General features: G+C 41.8%; 15 protein-coding genes. All 15 read right to left on the bottom strand.

From position 1 onward, the window contains the following. Positions 1-173 precede the first annotated feature (173 nt). The 15 genes from addA to glyQ all read right to left on the bottom strand — a co-directional run bounded on the left by addA (position 174) and on the right by glyQ (position 23390). Positions 174-3962 (bottom strand): helicase-exonuclease AddAB subunit AddA, encoded by a 3789-nt coding sequence (gene addA, locus ACO1PF_RS11700; RefSeq protein ID WP_423189236.1) that lies wholly within the window; start codon positions 3960-3962, stop codon positions 174-176. Further along, the gene (locus ACO1PF_RS11695) at positions 3959-7597 is read right to left on the bottom strand and encodes a PD-(D/E)XK nuclease family protein (RefSeq protein WP_423189235.1); all 3639 of its coding nucleotides are present in this window, start codon (positions 7595-7597) and stop codon (positions 3959-3961) included. Before ACO1PF_RS11695 ends, addA begins: the two co-directional genes overlap by 4 nt. Before the next feature lie 120 nt (positions 7598-7717). After that, positions 7718-8944 (bottom strand): peptidase T, encoded by a 1227-nt coding sequence (gene pepT, locus ACO1PF_RS11690; RefSeq protein WP_423189234.1) that lies wholly within the window; start codon positions 8942-8944, stop codon positions 7718-7720. 12 nt (positions 8945-8956) lie between these two features. Next, the gene (locus ACO1PF_RS11685) at positions 8957-10087 is read right to left on the bottom strand and encodes a Nif3-like dinuclear metal center hexameric protein (protein WP_423189233.1); all 1131 of its coding nucleotides are present in this window, start codon (positions 10085-10087) and stop codon (positions 8957-8959) included. Then, entirely contained in the window at positions 10084-10785 is a 702-nt protein-coding gene (locus ACO1PF_RS11680) for a tRNA (adenine(22)-N(1))-methyltransferase (protein WP_423189232.1), read from the bottom strand. The genes ACO1PF_RS11685 and ACO1PF_RS11680 overlap by 4 nt, the downstream gene beginning before the upstream one ends. Before the next feature lie 153 nt (positions 10786-10938). Beyond that, positions 10939-11517 (bottom strand): hypothetical protein, encoded by a 579-nt coding sequence (locus ACO1PF_RS11675; RefSeq protein WP_423189231.1) that lies wholly within the window; start codon positions 11515-11517, stop codon positions 10939-10941. A 219-nt stretch (positions 11518-11736) separates the two neighbouring features. Beyond that, entirely contained in the window at positions 11737-12546 is an 810-nt protein-coding gene (locus tag ACO1PF_RS11670; RefSeq protein ID WP_423190555.1) for a nuclease-related domain-containing protein, read from the bottom strand. 836 nt (positions 12547-13382) lie between these two features. Next, complete coding sequence (locus ACO1PF_RS11665) at positions 13383-14009, bottom strand: 50S ribosomal protein L25 (RefSeq protein ID WP_423189230.1); 627 nt, start codon at positions 14007-14009, stop codon at positions 13383-13385. A 169-nt stretch (positions 14010-14178) separates the two neighbouring features. Then, positions 14179-15312 carry an RNA polymerase sigma factor RpoD gene (gene rpoD / locus ACO1PF_RS11660; protein WP_423189229.1) on the bottom strand — a complete coding sequence of 378 codons (1134 nt, stop codon included), beginning with the start codon at positions 15310-15312 and terminating at the stop codon, positions 14179-14181. Positions 15313-15340: 28 nt separating this feature from the next. Continuing rightward, positions 15341-17206: a DNA primase gene (gene dnaG, locus ACO1PF_RS11655; RefSeq protein WP_423189228.1), complete on the bottom strand. Its 1866-nt coding sequence runs from the start codon at positions 17204-17206 to the stop codon at positions 15341-15343. A 190-nt stretch (positions 17207-17396) separates the two neighbouring features. Next, a complete protein-coding gene (locus ACO1PF_RS11650; RefSeq protein ID WP_423189227.1) occupies positions 17397-17969 on the bottom strand; it encodes a hypothetical protein in 573 nt (190 codons plus the stop codon). Positions 17970-18043: 74 nt separating this feature from the next. After that, positions 18044-18556: a transcription repressor NadR gene (locus ACO1PF_RS11645; RefSeq protein ID WP_423189226.1), complete on the bottom strand. Its 513-nt coding sequence runs from the start codon at positions 18554-18556 to the stop codon at positions 18044-18046. Positions 18557-18581: 25 nt separating this feature from the next. Then, a complete protein-coding gene (locus ACO1PF_RS11640) occupies positions 18582-20294 on the bottom strand; it encodes an ABC transporter ATP-binding protein (protein ID WP_423189225.1) in 1713 nt (570 codons plus the stop codon). Between the two features lie 81 nt (positions 20295-20375). Beyond that, the gene (gene glyS / locus ACO1PF_RS11635) at positions 20376-22460 is read right to left on the bottom strand and encodes a glycine--tRNA ligase subunit beta (protein WP_423189224.1); all 2085 of its coding nucleotides are present in this window, start codon (positions 22458-22460) and stop codon (positions 20376-20378) included. Continuing rightward, on the bottom strand, positions 22461-23390 hold the full coding sequence (gene glyQ, locus ACO1PF_RS11630; RefSeq protein ID WP_423189223.1) for a glycine--tRNA ligase subunit alpha: 930 nt from the start codon (positions 23388-23390) through the stop codon (positions 22461-22463). It abuts the gene before it with no gap. Positions 23391-23479 lie beyond the last annotated feature (89 nt).

Raw genomic sequence — 23479 nt, 5'->3', positions numbered from 1 at the left:
CAGGCCCCGATAATGCTCATTCCATCAAAAGAAGGAACCGAATCATGCCAATAACTTACCTATTGTCGGTATAAAACAAAGAACAGAGGAACAACTCATTATAAATTGAGTTGTTCCTCTGTTCTTTCAATAATAATTGTTGTTAGAGCCAATCTGAGAGTTAAAGATCAACATTAGCCTACCTGCACCGTCTCACTGACATCAAGCATGACCAGATGTGATGCTATAACAGGTTTATTGAGGATCGATTCCAAAGCTCGTTTATAGAGAGTCAGCTGGCCACGGTATTTATTCAGCATGTCATCCCCTGCTCGCTCTCCCAAGTGAGACACACGGTCCGTTTTATAGTCAAACAGAACAATGCCGTCTGCTTGTTCGATATACCCGTCAATGATCCCGTGAATCAACACGTGATCATCAACGGTTTCCATATCATTGAATATATCTTTCGCTTCCATGAGCAATGAGAAAGGGACTTCTCTTTTCATGAAGGGTGCATGATCAATAATATAGGCACCAAAGGATGTTTCAAAGAAGTTGAGGATCTCGTCTATACGAATAAGACCAGCCAGTTCTTCCGTAAATACCTTTTCGTCAACGAGATGAGCAACCAATGCTTTGACTGATTCGTTCGTAGGTGTCTCGTTTAAATCGAGCGTTTGCAGAACCAAGTGTGTGGCCTTACCTACTTCAGCGGGTGTCGGCTTGAGATCCTCTTGAATAAAGGATGGTCGACTTAGCTGATCCTCGACATACCTATTGACCTGTCTTGGTTTGGTGACATCGATTTTGACCATTTGACCATCATCAGGTTCTTCAAACAAACGCTTGATTTCTGAAACCGACTGATAACTGGTTGTTTGAGTTGCAATCTGATAAGCGTAAGGTTTATTCATTAATTCAATGGCATCTTTCACTGCTTCTTTGACCCCATTGTCCGCCTGTGCACTCAAGGTTCCTTCTTTCAATTTCGGATACCACTCGGTTGTGTCAGACTTTTGATGAGACAGCAGCGCGTCCTCCAGTTCTTCCTGATTATAAAACTGAACATCAAAGGAAGTGTCGTAGTGATGAATCGCTGCATTTTGCGCCTCGATGATTCGCTCGTCGTCCATGTGTTCGTGCCTGATGATACTGAAACCGATCCAGTCCATAAACCCTCGAGCACCCAAACGCATATCTGCAGGAAGCACGCGTTTCGGGTGTCCGCCGACCAGTCCCCAACGTTTATAGGCATCTTCCTTATTCTTGTACGAGCCAACTAATATCAATTTCTGTTCTGCTCGCGTTAATGCCACGTACAACACACGCATTTGTTCAGACAAGAGTTTGGTTTTCTTTTTATATTTCAATGCTTTTTCCGGTAATGTCGTTTTTTTCTCTCGGGATTCCAAATCACGGTATTCCGCGCCTACCCCGTATTCTTCATCAAAAACCGTTGCGCCCTGCGCATCTCTAATATTGAACTTCTTCGTCATATCCAATACAAAAACGATCGGGAACTCCAATCCTTTGCTGGCATGTATGGTCATGACTCGAACAGCATTTTCGCTGTCTGAAATAGCTTGCGGTTCGGCCAAATCCTTATCTTTTTTCTGCATTTTCTCGATGAACCGGATAAACTGGAACAGACCTTTGAATGACGTCTTTTCATACGCCGCCGCCCGTTCATACAAAGCATGTAGATTCGCTTTTCTTTGTCTTCCAGAGCTCATGCCACCGACATAATGTAAAAAGCCAGTGTCTTCAAAGATCATCCAAATGAGAGCAACAAGGGATTGTCTACGTGACTGTTTGCGCCATTTTTCAAGCAACTCCAAGAACGTTTGAATCTTCACCTGTAGATTTATATTCTTGATATCTTCCCAGTCTTCCTTATCAGCGAACTGAGTCAATGCGTCAAAGAAGGAGGATTGTTTATCCATAATACGAATACGCGTCAAGTCCACTTCATCTAATCCGACGATCGGTGACCGTAACACTGCAGCTAAAGGGATATCCTGCTCTGGATTATCAATGATTTTAAGGATAGACATCATAATGGTTATCTCGGTGGTTTGGAAATAGTTTTGCGTATCCTTCACTGAAGTTGGTATGCCCAACTGTTTGAAAATATCTTGAATATCTAAATTATTTTTCTTTGTAGGAGTCAACAATACAATGTCTTTGAGCTCAAGCAAACGCATGGTTTGGCCTTTTTTGTCGTATATTTCATAACCAGTGGCCATCATCTCGAGGATTTTGTTAGCTACCATGTAGAGTTCTCCTTTTGTTTTCGTATCGATTTGAAAGGATACGGAAAGTGCTGCTGGTTCGTCCTCTTCCTCTTCTTCTGTATCCTCTTCTTTTGATTCGTATAACAGGATATCGGTTTGAAAGTTGTCTGATGCTGGGAAAGCTGTAAAACCATTAACCAGTTTAGCTGAATCATCATAGGTCAGATCTCCGACTTCTTTATCCATCAGCTGATCAAAGATAAAATTGGTAAAGGAAAGCACTTCTTTTCTGGAACGAAAATTTTCCGCTAATATAATACGTTCGCCAGTTTCTTTAGTTGCGTAGCGCTCATACTTATCGATAAACAAACTTGGATCGGCTAGGCGGAAGGAATAAATGGACTGTTTCACGTCACCCACCATAAACTGATTACCCTTATTGGGGTCGGGTTTGGTGACCCATTTCAATATCTCTTCTTGGATCTGATTAATATCTTGGTACTCATCGATCATCACTTCTTTGAATTGGCGACGGTAATGATTCGCCGCTTCAGAAGGCTCTTTCCCCTCGCCGGTTTCATTAGCTAATATTTTTAGGGTTAAATGTTCCAAGTCGTTGAAGTCCAGGACTTTTCGATCCGCTTTAAAGGCTTGATAGCGTTTATAAAAGAGCGTCGTCACTCGAGCCATCTCTTCGACCAGCACTTTAACCTTGGCCATGTTATCCAAGTGTTCATCAGGAGAAAATGCAAAAATGTCAGCGACCATGTCTGAATACAAATCTTTTGCTTTGTCTCTGAATGGCTTCATTTCCTTGCCGGTTTCTTTAACGATTTCTGGCGTGTCTTTCTTGTTAGGGGCATACCATCTCGCGTGACTAAAATTTTCAATCAGGGCAAAAGCATCGTTCAGTTTGTTGTCCATAACAAGTGTTTCGATTTGACTGATATGTGACTGATCGTCTGCTAAAATAGCAAGTGTCTTGCTTAGTTCTTCTTCACCATTGCCCATAGCGATTGCATCTTCAAGTAATTCTTTGATATTATTCAATGTACTCAGCAACTGCATTTTTATCAGGTGCTGAAAGACAAAACTGCGACCTAGATCATTATCCTCTACCGTATACATCTGACTTAGTCCAGACAGCCACTTCAAAGGATCGGGATTTGCTCGAGAAAATTCGTATAATGACAAGACTAGATCAGTCACGCCATCATCATTTTTATCGCTTGAATAGGCCGTCGCTAGTTGTTCGAAAAGACTGTCATCAATACCATAGAGTTCTTCACGCAGTTCATCCCAGACATCCTCTTTCATTAAGGTTATCTCCGTATCATCCGTTAATAATCGGAAAACCGGATCGAAATCGATCAGATAGTAATAACGACGTATGACTTTCAGGCAGAAAGAATGCAGCGTCGATATATCCGCATGCCCGAGCAGAGGCATCTGTCTGATCAGATGATGCTTTAAATCAGCGTCTTGATTTTCATTTATTTCTTTTTGGATGGCTAACTGGATACGTTGCTTCATCTCTCTGGCTGCCGCATTGGTATATGTCACGACGAGCAGCTGATTGATGTCAGTCTGTTTCTTGATTTTTTCGATCACACGCTGAACGAGGACGGTGGTTTTCCCTGATCCGGCCGATGCTGAAACGAGCAGGTTTTTACCTTCATCATGTATAGCCTGCCACTGGTGATCAGTGAACTGTGAACTGTGAGGCTTTTCAGGTAGTGTTGTCATGCTTCATCGTCCTCCTTTCTGGGTTCAATGATCTGATATTTCTCTTTGAGTTTTTGCATCAGTTCATCCTGATCTTTAATTTTAGGTAAGTTTCGGTAATAGTTCTGATTGTTCGGAAGCAAGACATCGAACTGAGAAATAGGATGGTATTCGCCACCAACCGTTGTAGGTGTAAATTTTTTCTTCTCATAGAATGGCGCCAGCTGGTTCTCGCCTGACAAAATCAGATTGCCTGCTTCTCTGATCTTGATCCGGTGATGCTTCAGAAGCAATTCCAAATCTTCCAGCGTAATGAACGAACCTCTAAGCTCCCCCTTTACTAGTTTCTTTAAAGGATACACAAGTGAGGAAAGGCCGTTATCCAGTGTTTTGTCTATATTTTGTAACAAGTCTTCTTCATTAAGTAGTAACCCTTTCATTTTAAACTCTTTCAACATTTCAGTATGCCAGTCTTTGCCTTTAATCGCACGACTATCGAGTAATGGGTTTTTGACTTGAGCGTAAAAGGCACCCGCGGGTTTGGCCTTCTTGCCGAATAATTCTTCTGAATGCTCTACGGCAGTATCCAGGTACGTAAGTAGTTGCATCATCAAACCATGATATATTTCATCAAATTCAAGTTTTTTGTCTCCTGATTTATAATCGACGATGCTGATGTACAATTGATTGTCGATTTCAACAGCATCTAAGCGGTCGATTTTACCCCTGACATGCAAGTTTCCACCGTTACTTAAAGGAAAAGATAAGCCAGGAACTCCTTGTTTACCGGCGATACGTCCAAAGAGGACTTCTGATTTTTGCGTGACCATGCTTGATCGCCTTGACTGATTAGTTATCGCCCACATCATTTGACGAATCGTATTGCTGAGCTGCTTTCGGATAAACTTCATTCGGTTCGACATGGAAAGCAACCGAAATTTATTTTTTTCGTACATCAAGGCCAAGACTTCATCAGTCAATTTGTTCAGTTCAGTGTCAGTGAGCTCATTTATCTTTACATCACGGGTAACGATCGTTTTAAATATACTGTCTAACGCATCATGAAAAAAAGTCCCGGTTTCTGCCGGGGTCAGTTCCTGAACTGAGCGCTCTTTCAACTTCAAACCGTATCTCAGGAAATGACTATATGGATCCAAATAAAAACTCTCGAGTTGCGATACCGATAAGTATAAGTCTTTACCGTATAATTCTTCAGCCAGATCACGATCGAGTCGTATCGGGATATTGGAGTATTCCAGACTACTAAGAATTTTCTTCTCAGTATCCGTTGCCTGTTTGATCAATGACTGATAAAGTTTCAGCCAGAAAAGTGACGGTTGATGTTCCTTATCAATGCCTTCTCGTAACACATTAACCAGATGTCCCAATGTTTCTCGACGGGAACCCACATAAGTCATCAGTGTTTCCAGCGGCTCATTGGTTAGGGTGCTCGCTTCTGCCTGTTTTCGTTTAACAGGGACGTTCAATTGACGACTGATCCGTTCAATATAAGGACTTAACTGATTATCTCCAGACCCATCATTTTTTACAGGGTAACTGAATATAAGTTTTTCTGAAGCATTCATAAAGGCTGCATAGGCCGCAAAAGGCTCGCTAGCTAAACGTCCACTCGTTGTTGGGGCCAAATATTTATCGTCAGGTAAATAAACGGAGAGTGCTTCCCGGTCTTCATCTGTGAATATCGAGTCATTTTCTTGGTTCATAGGCAGTTGCGTATCCGTCATGCCTAAAATAAATACGACTTTTTTTGTATTGATCCGGGACTTGTCGAAGTTCGTAAACATCACCTGGTCGATACTAGGTGGCACAATACTGTATGTGGCCTGTTCAAACCCTGTTTCTAAAATCGACAGAAAGGAATCCATATTCCACGGTTCGTCGCCCAAAACCTCAACGAATTCATCTAATAACTGTATAAAGGTTTGCCACACTTGTTCATGTTTACGTGCCTCATCCAAGGATCCTTGTTCAATAGCCTGATCTCGCCAATACAATAATTGTGTATTGAAACCTTGATCATCCAGAAACTGATAAAGGAGTCGAGCAGCATCCCGATTGGTTTCTATATTAGATAACTGATCATAGAAAGGAATTAAAACCTTTCTGATCTTGTTTTTTACTGCGTTGGCTTCTGCCTGCATCAGTTTGTCAGCATCTAGCTGCTCATCCATCTCTTCAAGATGAAAACGGGCATAGATCCATTCTCTATCGTCTAGCCATTCTCTGCCTTCATACCCATAAGCTAATACAACATTTTCCAACGTATCTAATTGCGTCCGCCAAACTTTTGTTCTCTCATTCCAAAAGGACAGCTTCTCTAAATTATCTTTAGGTATCATATCTTCGTCGGTCAAGGGAATGAGTAATTCGGTTTTAAGAAAACGCATGATGTCATCATAACGCCAATATCTTTTACGGATAAGGAAGAGACTCTGTATTGCTTCAACTAAAGCATGTCCTGACATATGGTCCGCTTGATCGACAAATAATTCGATATTGTTCTCAGCAAAGGTCGCTTCTAACATTTGTTTGTAATCGTCTAACCTACGCGAGACCACGAGGATGTCTTTGTACCTGTAATTGTTTATTGCAACTAAACTTTTAATAGTAGTTGCTGTATGCAATACTTCGGCTTGTCTGCTTTCAGCTTCTCTTATTTCGATGCAGTTTGTCATGTCTAGCAACGTACTTGAAGTGTTTTTAGGGGACAAATCAAAGCTGTTTACCCAATAATCCTCAAGTGTATTCAATTCGAGACATTGTTCGCTGCTTGATTCGTTCAGTAGGATATCGTGTTGGACGTGAAGTCTTTTTTCAAGTGCTTGCTGATACAAACGATAATAGGTCATACCTGTTTCGTAAAAGAAATTCGTTAATTCCGGAGGTTCTACCGCATGTTTTTTATCTAAAATCAAGGCGACTTTAACTTCCTGAGCTTGCTCTATGAGTTCAAGAATCAATGCTTGTTCTTGGGCAGAAAAACTATTGAAATTATCAATAACGATCCGTGTGCGACTCATGTCTCTTTTTTTGATTTCTTGAATCAATGCTTCCAGGACATCTTCTTTTTCTATATATTTTCCCAGAAGTTGATCCATAAATGCTTCGTATAATTGCTTGATATCTTTAAGTTTTAATTTCAAATCATTGTGCTCATGTTCATCTGTCCATTGATTTAAAAAGAGTTCTTCTAAATCTTCGGGATGGACACGGCCATTTCTCATTTCCATAAATAAGGTGGTGGTTTTATCCACAAAACCCTGCTGGTGGCTTTCGCCTCTAAATATCGTTAAATCCTCTTCCTTTTCTTTCAAAATCTTGCGTATCAGCATTGATAAACCTGTTTCAGTTAGCTGAGAATGACTGAATATAGCTGTATCTTGAAGATAATACCAAGCTAAACGACTGAAACTGAACACTTGTAAATTGATCATGCCAGCATAGTGATCACTCTGGCCACTTTGGTTGGCTTTGATAAATTCTAAAATGTTCATCTCGCTCTCGAATTTTATATGATCAGGCACAAGATAAAACACTTGATTATCACTATCTGCTTGTGACCATTCTACAAGCTGGTTATATATGTGGTCTTTTTTATTTGTATGTAAACGTCCTAATATAAACTGTAGACCCATCTGGAAACATTCCTTTCAATTAGCCGACGATTTCTTTTAACATTCTTATTCTATCAAATATATCGCATAAAAAGAAGAAAGGAAAGAAAGCCTTATCGCCCTCTATCCTTTCTTGAAAACTTATTCTGCTGCTAAACGAGCGATTTCAATTAAGACATCCGTGGCTCTTTCCATACTCTCTACAGCTACAAATTCATAGCGTCCGTGGAAATTCTCGCCACCGGCAAAGATGTTTGGTGTAGGTAATCCCATAAATGATATTTTAGAGCCATCTGTGCCTCCTCTGATCGGTTTTATGTCCGGTTCAATATCTAAGTTCCTCATAGCTTTGTCAGCTAATTCCACCGGTCTCATATCTTTTTCAATTACATCGCGCATATTGTAATAAGAATCTTTCATGATTACTTTTACGCGTTCGTCTTCAAAGGGTGCATTCAAACGGATCGCAATGTCCCGCATCAATTGTTTACGTTTGATGAACAATTCTCTGTCATGGTCTCTGATAATGTAAGCCATCCTAGCTCCTTCTACAGTACCTTGTAGTCCCATTAGATGGAAGAAACCTTCTCTATCTTCTGTCAATTCTGGCACTTCATGACTAGGTAATGCATCATCAAAAGCGATAGCCAGGCTTAGTGCATTGACCATTTTATCTTTTGCAGTTCCTGGATGAACATTTTTACCTTGAATCAGTACATTAACGTTCGCGGCATTGAAGCATTCATACTCCAGCTCTCCAACCGGTCCCCCATCGATCGTATAGGCAAAATCAGCATTGAAATGCTCCACGTCAAATATGTCTGCACCCACACCGATTTCTTCATCGGGACCAAACGCTACACGTATTTTTCCGTGTTTGATTTCCGGATGACTGATTAAATGTTCCATAGCAGCAAAGATTTCTACAATACCAGACTTATCATCTGATCCGAGTAACGTTTTGCCATCTGTTGTGATCAACGTCTGACCAATATAGTTTTTCAGATTTGGAAAATCTTTTGGTGACAACTTTACACCTAACTTTTTATTTAGGATGATTTCTTTACCGTCGTAATTCTCATGAATCTGTGGATCAACACCCTTGGCATTAAAGTCTGCAGTATCCATGTGAGCAATATACCCAATGACCGGTACTTCTTTATCCGTATTTGCGGACAGAGTCGCCGTCACAAAGCCATTGGTATCATTGTATTCCACTTCTTCCATCCCAATCGCCTTAAGATCATTCATCAATATTTTCGCGAATTCGACTTGTGTCTGTGTCGAAGGTACAGTGGTTGAATTACTGTCAGATTGTGTTTCGATTTTGACATAAGTTAAAAATCGGTCGACTAAGTTGTTGTACATTTTATCCCGCCTCTATTTTAAGTAGTTGAATACATCTTTTTGAGCTTGTGATTCGAGTATTTCAATATCCCATGAGTGTGCTGCTTTACAGTTATTCAGATACTCAGCTAACTTGGAAACTGATACGGCTTCCATATAATGGCCGGCATCGATAAAGTCCAAGCCATCCCTGAGCATGTCCTGTGCACCGTGATAAGAGATGTCGCCAGTGATATATAGCGTAGCCTTCTTGTTGAGTGCATCCTGATAATACTTTTCTCCAGAACCGCCTAAAATGGCGATTCTTTTGTGCTTTTTATCTGGGTCGACAGAGCCGTATCTTACACCATCAACGTCAAACAGGTGATTCACTTTTTTGGCAAGTTCCTCTGTGGTGAGAGGTTCCTTAAGCGTCCCCACGCGGCCAAAACCAAACGCTTCTTCCTGATTTTTCAGTGTAAATAAATCGAAAACCGGAACTTCATATGGATGGGCATCTTTTAATGCCGCAATGCTTCTGAACACGTCTTCGTCTTTGATCATCATTTCAATACGCTGCTCGTGAATGACTTCTTCCTTTCCAACGACTCCTTCAGTTGGGTTGGAACCTTCCTGAGGAGTGAAGCGTCCATAGCCTTCCAGCGTATACGACACGTCTTTGTAATCGCCAATTTGACCTGCACCGACCTGATGTAAAGCCTGTCTTACTTTTTCGGCGGCATAATCAGGGACGTAGACAGCTATTTTTTTGAAACCGCGGTTTAAACGAAGGGAAAGGATCTCGCGGTTGTTTTTATCTATGTCTATCATATCTGCTAGCCAGTCATTCATTCCACCCTTTGCTGCATCTAAATTGGTATGGGCAGAATAAACGGCAATATCCGACTTGATCAGATCAATGTACTCTTTTCTTCTGGCATCTTCTTGATTCAATGTTTTTTGAGCTCTAAAGATCGCCGGATGGTGCGTAAGGATCAAATCGATATTGTGTTTTTTTGCTTCACTGATCGTATTTTTATCAACGTCTAAAGCAACAAGTACGCGCTTAACATCTTGATTCAGTCCGCCAAATGATAATCCGATAGGGTCCCAGCTTTCAGCTAGATCCGGAGGGGCCAAACGGTCGATCTGTTTTACGATATCCGAAACGATAACGTTCTTCACTTTATCATCTCCTTGATTAGATCTAACTGTGTTTCCAGCTCGCTTATTTTCACGCTATCCGCTTGATCTGCTTTTTTCATTTGTTCTATGATATAGTTTGTTTTCTGAGCTTCACTTGACCATTTTTTTATGAATACAGGCGCTTTCTCTTTGCGTAAAAAAGGACCGAACAGCAAGTCTCTTTCCGAAAGATCTTGTCTTGTTTCACAGGGTTCAGCTTTAATGATCTCATAAATTTTATCATTTTCTTCAATAATCGTTTCTGCTACGATTTCATATGACTCTTGCATTAAGTACTGTCGAACCGTTCGTTCGTTGACATTGGGCTGTAAAATAAGGGTTTCCTGCCCGGTTCGTTTGTTTAATTGCTTCCCTTCTTCCAATATCCGCTTGATCAACGGACCACCTACACCCGCAATCGTGATGGTTGTTATGCGATCCTCTTCCTTTAACACACGTAGTCCGTCACCTAGACGCACAGTGACAGTTTCTTCTAAATGAAGCTTGGAAACTTCATTAACTGCATTTAAGTATGGCCCTTTAACGATTTCACCTGCGACGGCGAAATCAATGTGTTTTTTTTGTGCCAAGTAACACGGTAAATAGGCATGGTCTGATCCTATGTCTGCAAGTCTTGCACCCTCTTCAACATAATCTGCAACGACTTGAAGCCGTTCTGATAAATTAACTGAATTCATATGTCACCTCTTATTTTCTACTTCCCCTATTTTACCAGTTTTAAGAGTAAAATGAAAAGATAGACACATTTTTTTAATAAACGGTTTATTTGTATTAAAAAACTATTACCTACTATACAAATAGCAGGTAATAGAATAAAATGAAAAGATTATTTATTTTTTAAAGCCATCATTGGTATCATCTGCACGGTCGAACTCCCTGCCCTCTGTTAAGGGATCATTTTCGGGATCAGCCGAACGGCCGACATCCGATGGCATTGCGGAAGTATTTCCTGGATCGGCTGAGTGTCCGACATCCGACGGCATTGCTGACGTATTACCTGCAGAAGCTACTTCTTCAGTTGGCTTAGCGCGTTTACTATCTACGGCAACAACGACATTGCCATTAGCGATATCATCTCTATACGGATATAAAACGTCAGTTCCCTGATCGTAGTCATCACGGTTACGTTCATCTTCATAATCATAAATGTCTGAAGTGAACGTATCTTTTATTTTATCCCACATTGAACGACCATCATTTTTATCCGTATCTTCTGGACTTGTCGCATCGCTATTGTCAGCCACGATTTCGACCGCGTCGTGATGGCCCAGAGTGCTAGCCGTTTCTTTATTTAAATACAAGAAAATATTCTGCTTTGGAATGCCTTCATTATTCAACCGATCAACAATATCAAACGCTTCTTCTTTTGTTGAATAACTACCGATTACTTTTTTGTTTGCATCTACCATTAACATAACCTCCTGTATAGTATTGGACTGAGACTGTTGCCTCGACCCACTTTTATTATATTAATTCTATAATAAAATGACCAATCAAACGGCTTTAATCCTATTCGCTATTTCCATAGTTATTTTGTCTTAATTACTCAAGAGCTGTTCGAGGGTGAGATCAGCAATATTTTGCCGAAACGAGCAAAAAATGAGCAGAGTTGTCCGACACGTTCTAAACTAGTCGTAATACGTCCCTGTAGCTTTTCCTTTGACAGTGAAATTTTTCTGAAGTATCCGCCGTATCCTTTTAAAAACGATTGCACGTTCGCACCAATCATAAACCAAGGATGTAGTCAGTTTCATTTCAGGAAATAATACCCTTATATCTCTAATGTTTTTCATGAGAGTTTCATCAACTGAGACTTTTATGAAGCAGTCCTTACACTGACAGCTTCTTTGAGAAATCGTTAAATCAAAACTACCACACGCCATGCAGGTCAGACCTTTTTTCAATAAATGATAGTCGTAAATCGGTAATCGCTTTTCGTAAGATGCTGATGTCTGGTTCGCTTGGATAAGTTTTTCAGCTAAAAAGTGCTGAGACTTGGATAACCGTGTCATTTTCTTGTTGATCGTTGAAAAATGCACTGCCAGTTGAGCAGGAAAAATAAAAGGATCAGCCGGATCGGCGTTGTACAGATAAAACGAGGGCTCAACGAACGCAACAACTCCTTCAACGGTTTCGCTAAACGCCCACTCATCAAACAAATGATGCAATTTTATCAATGAACGGTTCAGTTGAGACAGAGGATTGCTTATTTCTTGTCCGCTTATTGTCATTAAGCGTCCAGACTTCATCTGATAGTTTCCTTTATAATTTTTCACTTCATATATCCTGACACCTTCTGTCGTTATCATTAACGTATCCAATTGAATCGTGGTTCCTTTGATCGATAATAATAAGTCGTTTAGGATGATCACCTCTCCATATAGATACTTTTTGACATAAGCGTCAAAAAGTTCCTCTCCTTCAAGGCCTTTTTCCAGATTATATAAGTACTGCTTATCTTACTCTGATAAGTTCATGCGTTGATCGAGCAGTTGTAAACCGTGCAGTAACTGCGATTTCTGACGTGTTTTCAATAGGTGCATCACTTTTCCCCTCCTTACTTAATAATATTTACCAAAGAGAATAAATATGACTAAATTTGTTGAAAGAAAGTAAATGCTGGTGGGATTTTATTAGTTGAGTGTTTTCGGAGCGCTATCTAGTACCCACTGACGAATTCCTGTTCATTGAGTGGGTACATCAAAAATTATAAGGAACTACTGGACGAGTATTGGCATCTGAGCGGTCACTAAGCTTGCCTTAAATGCCCACCCATCAGCGATTGAATCACGGGTGGGTACCAGTCGTGCTCCCTAGTGACCAGTCAGTCGTTATGGTCCAGTGACTGGTCACTAGAGAGGGGCTATACTTACCACTGAGCAACTGCTGCGCGATGACTGGTCACTAGCGAGGGTCATTACTACCCGCTCGTTAGAAGCTGGGAAATGAGTGGATGCTAGTTGACCACTCTACTATCCGCTCACAGAGCGATGCTACCTGAGTGGACATTTAAAACTGACCTTGTGCCCGCTCGAGGCCATAAATACTGTGAGCCGGCACTAAACAGTCCCCAGCAGTGCAATACCGTTCTTGATAATGGTCATACTCGCTATCTGCGAGTATGGTCGCCTTTAAGACTTTCAAAGATTGTGGAAACTGACCTCCCACGGTCAGTTTCGTCCACCTGAGCATGAAAAAAGCCGAATGATCTATGCTGTTACGCATAAATCACCCGGCTTTCATTTGTTATATAGCTAATAAAGATAGAGAACGATTATTCTTCTGAATCTTCTTCGTCTTTGTCTTCACCAATAAGTTCTGGTTCTGGCATTTCGTCGTCAGCTGCTGTTTCTGGCTCTTCCTCGATTTGAGGAGCAGAAACAGATACCACTGTCAATTCTACGTCAGTTAAGAGTTCGATTTTATCGTCTATTTCAATATCAGAAACGTGTTTAGAGTCGCCGATTTCCATAGCTGAAACGTCGATAGTAAAGTCTGAAGGAGCTTCAGCAGGTGCTACGTTCACTTCTAATTCGGAAATAGATTGTGATACGACGCCTACTTCGATTTCTTCTTCGCCAATAATGTAAACTGGAATTGTCATGTTTACTTTTTGGCCTTTAGTAAAGGCTAATAAGTCTACGTGATAAATTTCTTTTTTTAGAGCAGCACTTGTTTTATCTTTAACAAAAACTTGGTGTATATCTCCGTCAACTTCAACGTCGAATACTCCGTTTGCGCCAACTTCACGCAAAGTCATTTCAAACTCTTTTCTGTCTATTAATACAGATACAGTGTCTAATTCTTTACCATAGATAGCTGCTGGGATTTTTCCTTCTTCTCTTGCTCTTTTTGAAGCAGATGTTCCTGTTTCAGTACGTTTTGTCGCTGATAATTTCATAAAATTTTCACCTTCCAGGATTATATTTTTAAGTAAATAGCATATTTCATTAACTGAACGAGCCAGGAATTAGTATACCAAAATTATAAACAGATTGCAAAGGAAAGCGACAAGAACTTTTACTTTACACTTGTTTTTTCACTTTCCCGCAATATCTGTCAACTGTTGATTACTCTAAAAAGTCTTTTAATTGTTTCGAACGACTTGGGTGACGCAGTTTTCTTAACGCTTTTGCTTCGATTTGACGAATACGTTCTCTCGTTACACCGAAGACTTTACCCACGTCTTCTAAGGTACGCTGGCGACCGTCATCAAGACCGAATCTTAAACGCAGTACGTTTTCTTCACGATCCGTTAACGTGTCCAGGACGTCTTCCAGCTCGTTTTTAAGCAATTCATACGCGGCATTGTCTGCCGGGCTTGTGGCACCGTCATCTTCGATAAAGTCCCCTAAGTGGGAATCGTCTTCTTCGCCGATCGGTGTTTCTAAAGAAACAGGTTCTTGAGAAATCTTTAGAATGTCTCTGACTTTTTCAGTAGGCAAGTCCATCTCAGCACCGATTTCTTCCGGTGTTGGTTCACGGCCTAGATCCTGCAGGAGTTGACGCTGGATACGGACGAGTTTGTTGATCGTTTCGACCATGTGCACGGGAATACGAATCGTACGAGCCTGGTCGGCAATAGCACGGGTGATGGCTTGTCTGATCCACCAGGTGGCATATGTTGAAAATTTAAACCCTTTTTCATAGTCGAACTTTTCAACGGCTTTCATGAGTCCCATGTTTCCTTCTTGAATCAAATCTAAAAAGCTCATGCCACGTCCGACATATCTTTTAGCAATGGACACGACCAGTCGTAAGTTTGCTTCAGCCAATTCTTGTTTAGCTAAAATTTCCCCTGCTTCAATCCGTTTTGCAAGTGCAACTTCCTGGGCAGCGTTCAATAAGTCGACCCGGCCGATTTCTTTCAAATACATGCGTACGGGATCATTGATCTTAACGCCAGGAGGAGCAATCATCTCTTCTTTTTTTAATTTTTCAGCAGCCTTTTCCTGTTTCTCGAGCTGTTTAGTCAACGGGTTACCGTCTTGGTCAACGACTCCGATTCCTTCGTCTTCAAGTTTCTGAACCAAATCATCCATCTGCTCTTTTTCGAGACCAAAGGGTTCAGCTAACTCATCCGTTACTTTCACATAAGAAACTGTCTGTTCTTTGTCTTTCTTCAGGTCTTTGATGAAACGGACAACTGCGAGTTCGTATTTTTCTCCAGGCTTTTTCGTGGTTTTCTTTGTTGTTTTTGCCATAAAATGACAGGCCTCCTGATTAGTCTTTTTATTTGTTTTTTAATTGACGGTATAAATTGATGATTTCAATGCTCAACGATTGTTGTCTTGCTTTGTCTCCACTACGTTCAGCATCCTTTAAGGCTTCTCGCTTACTGATGAGGCGTTCCTCCAGAGGCTGGCGATTACAGATCAAATTAAGATAATCTTCAATTTCCCCAGGCGCGATCTCTTCTGCTAAAGAAAGCCACATGATTTCTGACGCTTTACTTTTCAGTTTGTCATCAGGTAGAAAATCGATAAACGATTGAATATTCGGATGATCATGTGAATGGTAAAACTCTTCGTAAAGTAAAAACAGGAGCTGATTCGATTCAGTCGAAAAGGCAAGCTCGTTTTCCAGTGCTGTCAGTTTCTGCCAAACCTCGTTGTAAGTGAATAAGCGATGCAGCAGGGCCGTTTCAGCTTTCATGACGGCTGTTTGTTTCGGTTTATTCTGTCGAATGACTACCGGCTGCTGGTTTGTTTCAGTACTGTGCTCTTTTTCACTTCGTTTTTTCTGCTGTTTCCGCTGTTCTTTTTTATTTTCAACGATGTGACCATGCATCTGTTCTTTCAAAGAGTCTGTAGATAAATCAAACGTTTCAGCTAATTGATTTAAGTATAACTCTCTTTCAACTGCAGAAGTCACACGTGTCAATTCTTTCAAAATGATATCAATGTATTTTAATCGTTCACTTTCGTTTTTTACATTGATTTCTTTTTTATGATACTTCATCAGAAAACTCATCAAGGTATCTCGACCATGCGCTAAAAATTCTCTGAACGCGTCCGGTCCTTTTTTCTGAATAAAATCATCGGGATCTAAATTTTCGGGAAATGTCGCAATTTCAATCGAAAAATGGGTTTCATTCATGATGAAATCGGTCGCTCGTTTGATTGCTTCTAAACCAGCGGCATCACCATCGTAAGCAATGACCACGTGATCCGTCACTTTATCTAACGTCTGGACCTGCTCTTCTGTCAGACTGGTCCCCATTGTAGCTAAACCATTCTTGATACCCACCTGCCAGGCTGAGATGACATCCATGAACCCTTCAAACAGGAGCACTTCGCCTTCACGACGAATATTCGGGCGTGCTTTGTCATAATTGAACAGCACCCGCCGCTTATTGAACAGCTCCGTTTCCGGACTGTTCATGTATTTAGCCGTCCGGGTTTGACCGTCATCGATAAACGCTCGTCCCGAGAAAGCCACCGTTTGTCCTTTGGCATCTTTAATAGGAAAAAGGATACGATTGGTAAAGCGATCATAGAACTTATCGTCATCTCTGTCGGAAAATAGTCCGGACTTTCTTAAAATATCTGGTTCACTTAATTTTTCGTTTTCAAGATATAGCTTCAACGTTTCTCTTTGTGGTGGAGAAAAACCGATTTTGAATGTTTCGATGCTCTCCTCGGTAACGCCTCTATCAAGTAAATACTGGTAAGCTTCTTCACCGGCTTTAGTATTTACGAGGACATGATGATAAAAATGTTCAGCTTTTTCATACATTGCTAACAGTTTACCTTTAGTTGAATCGACACTCGGCCGGTTCTGTTTTGCCTGATCAAAGATCGTCTGGTCTATAGGGATGTCTGCAAGTTCCGCTGTTTTACCAACGGCTTCTACAAACGAAATCCCCTCGATCTCCTGCAGGAAACTAAAGACATTTCCGCCTCTTCCACAGCTGAAACAATGATAAATCTGTTTTTTCTCACTGACTGAGAAGGACGGTGTTTTATCGTCATGAAAAGGACAGGAAGCAAAGTGATTTTGTCCTGACTTTCTTAACTGAAGATACTGAGAAATAACTTGAACAATGTCTGTTTGATCTCGAATAGAATTAATTGTTTCTTCGGGTATTCTGCTCATTCTTCATCCCCCTTCCTGACCTATGATTATAGGCGTTAAAGAAAAGGCGAACTTACCCTATAATAATCAATCTTTAGTATACCAAATTTCGTTTATTAAGTAAATAATTCGCTTGTATTCCCTGCAAACAATTAAAGAACCTGCTGGGATAACCCCATACAGGTCCAAATCATAACATTTTGTTTAAAAATTAGGCTGTCACTTTTTTTGCAATGCGATTCATCCGTTTACCCAGACTCTTCCAGATAACTTGCGCAATGAAAAAGTCGACCATGCTGTGTACAAGTGTTCCTACCCCGACAAGTAAAAAGACGACGTAAAAAAAGCTTTCTGAATAATCTCCGCCAGATAAAATACCTAAGAAAAACAGAGAAACAACCACAACTTCAGCCAGTGCGTGTACCAGACCGATCCAGAATGAAAAAATCTGACTTTTAACAGGAGATGATAATATTTCTTCTCTTCTTCCTGCTAAATATAACGCTCCGACAAGCGCAAACACGACATGGCTGAGTGCACGTATTGTGATAACAATAGGTAGTCCGGCGAGCAGAAAACCGACGGTCGATCCTAGTGATACCAGGACAGCGATATAAGGTGAAAGAAACATGGCAAAGAAGATTGGCACGTGACTTGCTAATGTGAATGACATTGGCGGAATCACAACTCTGACCGGCATGACCATCGGGATCGTGATCGCAATGGCCATTAATAAAGCGGTGATCGTCAACTTTAAAGTGTTTGTCTGTTTGATAATAAACATCTCCTTATTCTATGTATATACAGGTGTCTTTACACCTAGTAAGTATACGCATCTTTCTGGAGATGTCAACAGCTTTATTCGTACAAAAAACCTTTTTCTTTAAGACTGAGGATACATTTATCTCGGGTCGCGTCGTCTTTGGCTCTGATCGTGTGGGTATGGATGCCCTCTGTTAAAGTGGAAAGCAATAGCGTCTCGGATTTATTTAGCTTATCAAAAAATTCATCAGCTTCCAGGCGACTGGAAATATTTAAGTCTCCCCTCATCATGCCATATAAGGGGTGTTCCACGATCACATCCATCACTTCACATCCGCAGTCCACAATCGTATAAAGTTCTTCTATGGTTTCTTCACGCGTATGCACACATACAAGTTGGAATATCACATCAATGGACCCGGCTTTTCTCATCATGTACCCTTTGGGCGTGGAATAAATATCTTCACCCGCAGCTCTGAGTAAAGCGATATCGCCGACGATGACTTGCCGGCTGACATCAAACTGTGTCGCCAGTTCGCGAGCGACTATTGGTGTGGAACGAGTTTTTAAGGTTTCAAGAATTTCTTCACGTCTTTGTTCTGTTTCCATAATACTCCTCCTCGTCAGAGTTGTTTCAAGAAAATTGTGCGTCATACAATGCTTTATAGACGCCACCTTGAGCGATCAATTGCTCATGACTGCCTTGTTCAACTATCGCTTTATCCGCAACGACCACAATACGGTCTGCATTCTTTATCGTTGCCAGACGATGGGCGATAATTAACGTTGTTCTACCTTTAGATAAGCTTTCCAAAGCTCCCTGGATCGCTTGTTCCGTTTCTGTATCCAAAGCGGATGTCGCTTCATCGAGTATTAGGATAGGTGGATTCTTTAAGAACATACGAGCGATAGACAAGCGCTGTTTCTGTCCGCCTGATAATTTGACCCCGCGTTCACCAATGAGGGTTTCCAGTCCCCTTGGTAGATTATTGACCACCTCTTCGAGATTGGCCATTTTTACTGCCTCATAGACTTCAGCTTCTGTTGCATCCAGTTTACCATATAAAATGTTTTCTTTGATGGTACCCGGGAACAGGAACACGTCTTGCTGGACGACACCGATCTGTTCGCGTAAGGATTTCAAGGTGATTTCTTTGATGGAATACCCGTCGATGGTGATCTTACCACTGTCAATATCATAAAAACGCGGCAGCAGGTTACAAATCGTGGTTTTCCCTGCCCCACTTGGTCCGACGAAGGCGATGGTTTCACCCGCATCGATTTTCAAGTTGATGTCTTCCAGGACAACTTGATCTTCTTCGTAGCTAAATGCCACATTTTTGAATTCGATATCTCCTTTAAGGGTCTCGACATCGTAAGCATAATCAGTATCTTTGACCTCAGGATGGAGCCTCATTTCTTCAAGCAGGCGTTTAAACCCGGCAATGCCTTTAGGATAACTTTCGATCATATGGTTCACTCGTTCGATCGGACGGACAAACACATTGGCAAACAGTATAAAGGCTACCAGATCACCGTAGCTTATCTCGCCTTGAATCGTGAAATAGGCACCGAAAAAGAGGGTGAACAAGCTGATCAGACGGATAAAAAAGTAGTTATATGAATGACTGATAGCCATGGTTTTGTAAAAGAGATATTTGGATTGTTTGTAGGCCTGATTCAAGTGATCAAAACGTCTTTGTTCATAATCTTCATTTGAAAAAGCCTGAACGACACGAATCCCGCCGACTGAGGCTTCGATGCCCGCACTGAAATTACCCAAATCATCATAGATCTGCGTATTGACCTGGGTCATACGTTTATTGAAGAAGCCCAGTGCAACAGCGATGAACGGGACCAGGATGAAGGTCATGATGGCCAATGGGACATGAACGCTTAACATCAACCCGAAAGCACCCAGTAATGTAAACAGGGTGATAAAGATATCTTCGGGTCCATGGTGGGCGACTTCAGCAATCTCAAACAGATCGGATGTCAACCGTGTTATCAGCGTGCCCGTTTCACGGTCGTCAAAATAGGAAAAAGATTGTTTCTGCAAGTGATTGTATAGATCCTGACGCATATCGGTTTCAATATTCGTTCCCAGCTTGTGCCCATAATATGTAACGACAAAATGCAGCGTCGTGTTTATGGCGTAGATGACCAATAAGCCGATGGACACCCAGACAATAAGTGGCCAGTCACCGCTCGGCAGGATCCGATTGACGACTTGCTGGACCATAATGGGAAAGGCCAGCTCCAAAACGGCTACAACCGTCGCGGCCGAAAAATCCAGAGTGAATAACTTTTTATACGGTCGGTAATAAGAGAAAAACTGTTTTAACATAAGCTGATACTCCTTTATTCGAACTCCATTTGAGCCCATTAATAAACGAAAGAAGACAGCTTCACTGCCTTCTTTGTCTAATTATTTGATCACTAATGCATTAAACTTGGCAAATGGTCGAGCCAGTTTATTGATGCGATTTAAAAGTGCCAGACGATTGGCTTTCACCGCTTCATCTTTGGCCATAACCATGTTCTCATCGAAAAAGGCGTCGATCAATGGATGCAGTTGAACAAACTGCTGCCATCTCTGCTCGGCGGTGATATCATTTTCCGTCATCATTTCGATGGCGTTAACGGCATCATTCAAATTATGCTCTGAATCAGTTTCAAGCAATTTCGTGTCCACGCTTATGTCATCATCCGCTTTTTCAGCCAGATTGGCTACACGTGTCAGCGATTCGACCACCGGTTTGAATTGCTCCGACTGTTTCTCCGCTTTCAAGACACGCGCCTGCTCGATCAAAACGATCACGTTATCGTGTGATGACCCGAGGACAGCTGCTCTTACGTCGTATTCTTTATCCAGGCCGGCATTCTTAGAAAGCCATAGATCCAGGCGGTCCAGAATAAAGCGGCTGACACTGTCTTTGTTTTGTTCATAAAGTGCTTTGGTCTCAATGTTTTGTGTTCCCAGGATGATCGCATCCATCCAATCCGTGATGGAAAGTGAGAGATCATAGGCTTTGATGATACGTACGATTCCCATGGCTTGTCTTCTCAAAGCGAAAGGATCATTCGACCCTGTGGGCACCAGTCCGATAGCGAAGAACGACAGCAATGAGTCCATTTTATCTGCGAGAGATATCAGGGCACCTGCTTTTGTTCGAGGCAGCTCACCTTCCATACTGTCTGGCAAATATTGCTCGGCTAACGCGTTCGATACCGTCTCCGTTTCGCCTCTTTCTTGAGCAAATATACCCGCTATCTGCCCTTGCAGAGAAGTGAATTCTGTGACTGTCTGTGTCACCAAGTCAAATTTGCATATCTGAGCTGCACGTTTCACATCCGCTTCAGCTTCTGATTTCAAATCGAAATACGGAATCAGGAGTTGGGCGATGCGTTCAATGCGTTCCTGTTTTTCATAAAGCGAGCCGATTTTTTCATGGAACGAGACGGCTTTCAGTTTGTCAACAAAGTAATCGATCGCGTGTTTGTTGTCTTCTTCATAAAAGAAGGCCGCATCAGCCAAGCGTGCACTCAAGACTTTTTCATTGCCTTTACGCACGTGATCCAGTCCCTGGTCGTTGCCGTTTCTGACAGCTATAAAGTAAGGTAAAAAGGCGGCATCCTGATCGTCTGCACGGACGGGGAAGTAACGCTGATGATCAGCCATCGCTGTTTCCAGCACGACTTCAGGCACCTTCAAAAATGACTCCTCAAAGGAACCGTGAAAAACGGTCGGGTATTCAACCAGATCCGTGACTTCATTGACAAGTGACACATTGGTTGTCGGGTCTTGCCAGTTGTTTTCCTGACATAAGGCTTTGATCTGCTTAAGGATCTCATCTTGACGTTCTTCGCGGTCGACTATAACGGCTTCCTGCTTCAGCGCAGCCTGATACTCCGACGCGTGTTTCAACGTCACTGCATTTCCTAAAAAGCGGTGACCTCTTGTTTCGCTGCCTGACTTCACGTCAAAAAGTGTCATATCGACGACTTTATCATCGAGCAACGCAACAAGCCAGTGAACCGGACGAATGAATTTGTAAGACGTGTTGCCCCACTTCATTGAAACGGGGAATGTCATCGAAGGAAGACGGTCAGCCAAGCTTTTCAGCACCTGTTCAGCGCTTTGACCCTTGATTTCTTTTTCAATAAACACGTACTCTTCACCGTTGACTTCTTTGAAGACGATATCTTCCACAGAGGCTCTTTGACCTTTAGAAAAACCGATGGCTGCTTTGGACCAGTTGCCTGCGTCATCCAGGGCGATCCGCTTAGCGGGACCCTTAACAGTTTCATTTCTATCCGCCTGTTTTTCTTCCAGTTCAGTCACGCTCACTGCCAGGCGTCTAGGGGTACTGTAGACGTCTAATCTTTGGTAACCTAGACCATTTTCTTTAAGATGCGTTTTGACCAGTGCTTTTAATTGATTGGCTGAAGGTGCGACGACTTTCGCAGGCATTTCTTCCAATCCTATTTCAAGTAAGAATGTGTGTGTCATTTATTTCTCCTCCTTAACGCCATACTTTTTGATCCACTTGTCTGCTTCATTGTCTTTTAAAAGTGGGAAAGAAAGTTTCGCCCGTTCTTCTAAAAAGGCCTTGGCGATCAAGCGGGCCATATGACGGATGCGTTTGAGATAATCCGGGCGATCTGTTGCAGATACGGCACCTCTGGCATCCAGCAGGTTGAAGGCGTGGCTACATTTCAGTACATAATCATAGGCAGGATGGACCAGATTATTTTCAATCTGTTTCAGTGCTTCTTTTTCAAAGGCAGAAAACTGACTGAATAAAAAGACCGTATCACTGTGATCGAACGAATACGCAGAATGTTCATATTCCGGGTGCTTAAAGATCTCACCGTATTTGACGCCCGGTGCCCATTCGATGTCGTACACACTATCGACATCTTGAATGTATGATGCCAAACGTTCCAGACCGTATGTGAGTTCACTGGTAACGGAATCCACTTCCAGACCACCGACTTGCTGGAAATAGGTGAACTGCGTGACTTCCATGCCGTCCAGCCAGACTTCCCAACCTAAACCGGCACAGCCGAGCGACGGATTTTCCCAGTTGTCTTCGACAAAGCGGATATCATGTTTCAATGGATCGATGCCTAATGCTTTCAAACTTTCGATATAAAGGTCTTGAATGTTTTTAGGTGAAGGTTTCATCACAACTTGAAATTGATGGTGCTGATACAGACGGTTAGGGTTCTTACCGTAACGTCCGTCAGCGGGACGACGGCTTGGTTCCACATAAGCGGCGTTCCAGGGTTCTGGTCCAATGGCACGCAGAAATGTATAGGGACTCATCGTTCCAGCCCCTTTTTCTGTGTCATAGGCTTGCATCAGCATGCACCCTTTTTGGGCCCAAAACTGTTGAAGTGTAAGAATAATATCTTGAAATGTTTTTACTTCTTCCATTTTCTTCTCTCCTTTAATTGAAACGAAAACATAAAAAGACCCGTCCCTATACTGATACATGTGTTCAGTATAGGGACGAGTCTTCTCGC

Source organism: Alkalibacterium sp. f15 (genome assembly GCF_049389645.1).
In the GTDB taxonomy this organism is placed as follows: Bacteria; Bacillota; Bacilli; order Lactobacillales; family Carnobacteriaceae_A; genus Alkalibacterium.
Note: the sequence above shows the minus strand (reverse complement) of the source record. Positions and strands in the feature narration are given on the sequence as shown.

Excerpts from the sequence above, each read along its gene's own strand:
- addA (WP_423189236.1), bottom strand. The coding sequence starts at position 3,962 with ATGACAACACTACCTGAAAAGCCTCACAGTTCACAGTTCACTGATCAC.
- ACO1PF_RS11695 (WP_423189235.1), bottom strand. The coding sequence starts at position 7,597 with ATGGGTCTACAGTTTATATTAGGACGTTTACATACAAATAAAAAAGAC.
- pepT (WP_423189234.1), bottom strand. The coding sequence starts at position 8,944 with ATGTACAACAACTTAGTCGACCGATTTTTAACTTATGTCAAAATCGAA.
- ACO1PF_RS11680 (WP_423189232.1), bottom strand. The coding sequence starts at position 10,785 with ATGAATTCAGTTAATTTATCAGAACGGCTTCAAGTCGTTGCAGATTAT.
- ACO1PF_RS11675 (WP_423189231.1), bottom strand. The coding sequence starts at position 11,517 with ATGGTAGATGCAAACAAAAAAGTAATCGGTAGTTATTCAACAAAAGAA.
- ACO1PF_RS11665 (WP_423189230.1), bottom strand. The coding sequence starts at position 14,009 with ATGAAATTATCAGCGACAAAACGTACTGAAACAGGAACATCTGCTTCA.
- rpoD (WP_423189229.1), bottom strand. The coding sequence starts at position 15,312 with ATGGCAAAAACAACAAAGAAAACCACGAAAAAGCCTGGAGAAAAATAC.
- dnaG (WP_423189228.1), bottom strand. The coding sequence starts at position 17,206 with ATGAGCAGAATACCCGAAGAAACAATTAATTCTATTCGAGATCAAACA.
- ACO1PF_RS11650 (WP_423189227.1), bottom strand. The coding sequence starts at position 17,969 with ATGTTTATTATCAAACAGACAAACACTTTAAAGTTGACGATCACCGCT.
- ACO1PF_RS11645 (WP_423189226.1), bottom strand. The coding sequence starts at position 18,556 with ATGGAAACAGAACAAAGACGTGAAGAAATTCTTGAAACCTTAAAAACT.
- ACO1PF_RS11640 (WP_423189225.1), bottom strand. The coding sequence starts at position 20,294 with ATGTTAAAACAGTTTTTCTCTTATTACCGACCGTATAAAAAGTTATTC.
- glyS (WP_423189224.1), bottom strand. The coding sequence starts at position 22,460 with ATGACACACACATTCTTACTTGAAATAGGATTGGAAGAAATGCCTGCG.
- glyQ (WP_423189223.1), bottom strand. The coding sequence starts at position 23,390 with ATGGAAGAAGTAAAAACATTTCAAGATATTATTCTTACACTTCAACAG.